3 protein-coding genes are annotated in these 3,871 nt (G+C 74.7%); 1 reads left to right on the forward strand and 2 read right to left on the reverse strand.

The features are described 5' to 3' along the window. Positions 1-13: 13 nt before the first annotated feature. Together E2C05_RS29630 and radA are read right to left on the reverse strand one after the other, a co-directional pair. Positions 14-1,621 (reverse strand): hypothetical protein, encoded by a 1,608-nt coding sequence (locus E2C05_RS29630; protein ID WP_133223214.1) that lies wholly within the window; start codon positions 1,619-1,621, stop codon positions 14-16. Positions 1,622-1,657: 36 nt separating this feature from the next. Further along, on the reverse strand, positions 1,658-3,082 hold the full coding sequence (radA, locus tag E2C05_RS29635; protein ID WP_133223215.1) for a DNA repair protein RadA: 1,425 nt from the start codon (positions 3,080-3,082) through the stop codon (positions 1,658-1,660). A 110-nt stretch (positions 3,083-3,192) separates the two neighbouring features. Here radA and E2C05_RS29640 point away from each other — a divergent pair, with 110 nt between their 5' ends. After that, positions 3,193-3,768, forward strand: coding sequence for a tyrosine phosphatase family protein (locus E2C05_RS29640; RefSeq protein ID WP_133223216.1), 576 nt, complete (start codon positions 3,193-3,195; stop codon positions 3,766-3,768). The last annotated feature ends 103 nt before the right edge of the window (positions 3,769-3,871 follow it).

Below are 3,871 nucleotides of genomic sequence, written 5' to 3' on the forward strand. Positions count from 1 at the left end.
GGGCCGCGGAGGCTCAGCCGCCGTCGCCCGGGCGCGCGGGCCGTTCCGCCACGGCCGGCGGCACCGGCGCATAGAGCGCCCAGGGCCCGAAGGCCTGCCGCGGCGCCCAGGCGCCGGTCCGCTCCACCGCCGCCCGCAGCGCCGGGTCGCGCAGCAGCAGCCGCCGGATATCGGCCGCCGCCAGCGCCGCGGCATCGCCGCCGCCGGCCAGCGCGAAGCGGTCCTCCGTCGATCCGGGGCCGTGCTGCGGCTCCTGCTCCGCCGCCACCACCGGATCGGCCCCGTGGCTGATGGCGAAGCGGTCCGGCGCCCCGGACAGCACCAGGACGTCGAGGAAATCGATGTTGTCCCGGCTGTCCACCAGCACCTGCCCGCCGTCCGGCCCCAGCAGCCGCAGCGCCGCCCGCCCGGCGGTGGCTTCCTGCCGCAGCCCGCCGGTCAGCGGGTCCCGCATGCCGGAGGCGACATAGAGCGCGCTGCGGCCGGCCATGGGCAGCAAGGCCAGCGCCAGCAGCGCGGCGACCGCGAGGCGCGGCGGCACGAACCGCGCCGCCGCGCGGGCCAGCCACAGCATGGCGCTCGCCTGGAAGGGCAGCAGCGCCAGCACCCACAGCCCGGTGGTCCGCCAGGGCGCCGCGGTGGGGATGCTGAAGGTCAGCACCATCGTCGCCGTCAGCAGCGGCAGCGGCGCGCCGAAGGCGGCGGCCCAGGGGCGCAGCGCCGCGTCGCGCCGCAGCCGCCAGGCCAGCGCCAGCACGCCCGCCGGCAGCAGCGGGTTCCACAGGATGTCGAGCGCGAGGTTGCGCCCCAGCGGGCTGAGGTAGAGCGCCAGCCGCCGGTCGGTCCCCAGCACGGCGGTGTATTGCCGGCTGGTCAGCGACAGCGCCTCCAGCGACCCGTACCAGGCCCAGGTATCCAGCACCCAGAGCAGCGGGAAGCTGCCCAGCAGCAGCCCGGCGAGGATGGCGGGCGCCGCGCGCAATTCCCGCCGCCACAGCCAGCGATGCAGCACCAGCAGGCCGATGGTGCCGCCGAACAGCGCCGCCTCGAACCGCACCGTCTCCGCCAGCAGGACGCAGAGGCAGCCGAGCAGCAATTGCGCCACCGATCCGTGCCGCAGCCAGGCCAGCACGCAGCCCGCCGCCAGCAGCAGGAACAGATGCGCATAGATGTCCGACATCGGCACGGTGGCGAAGATCAGCCGGTGCGGGATGAGGAGGGAGAGCAGGCCGGCCAGCAGGCCGATGCGGCGGTCGCCGAAGATCATGTCGGACAGCCGCACCACCGCCAGGATGGTCAGCAGCCCGGCGACCGAGGCCAGCAGCCGCGGCACCAGCACCGGGTCGGGCCATACCTGCAGCGCCAGCCCCAGCAGCAGCTTGGTGAAGGGCGGCCAGATATAGGGCTCCAGCGCATTCGCCCAGGTGAGCTGCAGCGCCATCAGCGTCCGCGCGCTCTCATCCGCGCCGAGCCGGAGGAAACCGATGCCGGCGAGGCCCGACTGCAGCGCCAGCGCGGCCGCGAGCAGCAGCGCGAGGCAGAGGCGATGGGTGGCGGCGTCGATGCGCCAGGCCGGGGGGGCGACGGGGGCGGTCCGGAACTCGATGCCTGCGCTGCTCACCCTGGCCCCCTGACGCCGCGGCGGCGGCGCGGCGGGCTATTCCGCCTTCGCCGGCTCCCGCGGCCGTTCCTTCTTCGATGCACGGGCGGCGAAGGGCGCGACGAGATCGGCGATATGGCCGATCTCCTCCAGCCGCATGCCGTCCAGCGCCGCCGGCGCCCTGCCGCCGCGCGCGACGCGGCGCGGCAGCACGGCACCGGCGAAGCCCAGCTTCTGCGCTTCCCGCAGGCGGGATTCCGCCTGCGCCACCTGGCGGATCTCGCCGGACAAGCCGACTTCGCCGAAATAGACCGTCTGCGGATCCGTCGGACGGTCCGTCGCCGCGGAAACCAATGCCGCGGCAACGGCAAGGTCGGCGGCCGGTTCCGCGATGCGCAGCCCGCCGGCGATGTTCAGGTAGACATCGTTCATGCCGAGGGTGAGGCCGCAGCGCGCCTCCAGCACCGCCATCAGCATCGCCAGCCGGCCGGTGTCCCAGCCCACCACCTGCCGCCGCGGCGACCCCCCGGCGGACGGCGCGAGCAGCGCCTGCACCTCGACGAGAACCGGCCTGGTTCCTTCGATTCCGGCAAAGACCGCGCTGCCCGAAATGTTGCCGCGCCGCTCCGCCAGGAACAGCGCCGAAGGGTTCGGCACCTCGACCAGGCCGCGCTCCGTCATCTCGAACACGCCGATCTCGTCGGTCGCGCCGAAGCGGTTCTTCACCGCGCGCAGGATGCGGAACTGGTGGCCGCGGTCGCCTTCGAAATACAGCGTCGCATCCACCATGTGCTCCAGCACGCGCGGCCCGGCCAGCGTGCCTTCCTTCGTCACATGGCCCACCAGCACCAGCGCGAAGCCGCGCGTCTTGGCCAGGCGGATCAGCTCGGCGGCGCAGGCGCGCACCTGCGCGACGGTGCCCGGCGCGCTGTCCAGCGCGTCCAGCCACAGCGTCTGGATGGAATCGATGACGACCAGCGCGGCGTCGCGCTCCTCCTCCAGGCTCGCTGCGATGTCGCGCAGCGCGGTGGCGGCGGCGAGCTCCAGCGGCGCCGCCTCCAGCCCCAGCCGCAGCGCCCGCAGCCGGACCTGCGCCACCGCCTCCTCCCCGCTGATGTAGAGGGCGCGGCGGCCCGCGGCCGCGATGCGGGCGGCGGCCTGCAGCAGGATGGTGGACTTGCCGATGCCGGGATCGCCGCCGACCAGCACGGCGGAAGCGGGGACCAGGCCGCCGCCCAGCACCCGGTCCAGCTCGGCGATGCCGGTCGGGATGCGCGGCGGCGGCGCCGTCTCCCCCTGCAGGCCGACGAAGTCCAGCCGCCTTCCGCCGCCCGCCTTGGCGGCGGGGCCGGGGCCGCGGGCGGCGGGCGCCGCTTCCTCATGCAGGGTGTTCCATTCGCCGCAGGCATCGCAGCGGCCCTGCCATTTCGGGAAGACGGCGCCGCAGGCCTGGCAGACATAGCGCGCGCGGTCCTTGGCCAAGCCTGCCCCCTTCAGCACGAAACGTGAACGCGGGATATAGCCCCATGGCCGCGCAACGTCATCCGATTCCGGCCCTGGACCCCGCCCGCCGCCGCACCCATCCTCCCGCCATGGACACGCAATTCCCCTTCGCCCTGACGGTCTGCGGGATCGAGGAGCTGACCGGCCATGGCCAGGCCGGGGTCAGCCATGTGCTCTCCATCCTCGACCCGGACTGGCCGGTGCCGGAGGCCTTCGGCAGCTTCGGGGAGCACGCGAAGCTGGAGCTGCGCTTCCACGACGTGATCGAGGACACGCCCGACCACATCCCCCCGCGGGAGGAGGATGTGCGCGCCATCCTCGCCTTCGGCCGCGACCTGGAGGCGGAGGCGGCCTCGCGCCTGCTGGTGCACTGCCATGCCGGCATCTCGCGCTCCACCGCCGCCATGGCGCTGATCCTGGCGCAGGCGAAGCCGGCCATGGGGGCGGAGGCGATCCTGCAGGGCATCCTGGCGATCCGCGAGAAGACCTGGCCGAACCTGCGGATCCTGGAGATGGGCGACGCCATGCTGGGGCGCGGCGGGTCGCTGCCGGAAGCGGCGGCGGCGATCTATGCGCACCAGCTCCGCATCCGGCCGCACCTGGCGGAGGTGATGCGCAAGGCCGGGCGCGGGCGGGAAGTGGATGCGGCGGAGGCGGCCGGGTAGCGCGGGGCGCGGGCGGCCGGAGGCCGGACGCCGCGCCGCCGGGCCTGGCCCGGTGCGGATCGGCAGGCGCCGCGCGCGGTCCGCGGCGGGACCTGCCCTGCAA

Source organism: Paracraurococcus ruber, assembly GCF_004353985.1.
Classification (GTDB): domain Bacteria; phylum Pseudomonadota; class Alphaproteobacteria; order Acetobacterales; family Acetobacteraceae; genus Paracraurococcus; species Paracraurococcus ruber.

Coding starts and splice junctions, on each gene's coding strand:
- E2C05_RS29640 (WP_133223216.1), top strand. CDS start 3,193: ATGGACACGCAATTCCCCTTCGCCCTGACGGTCTGCGGGATCGAGGAG.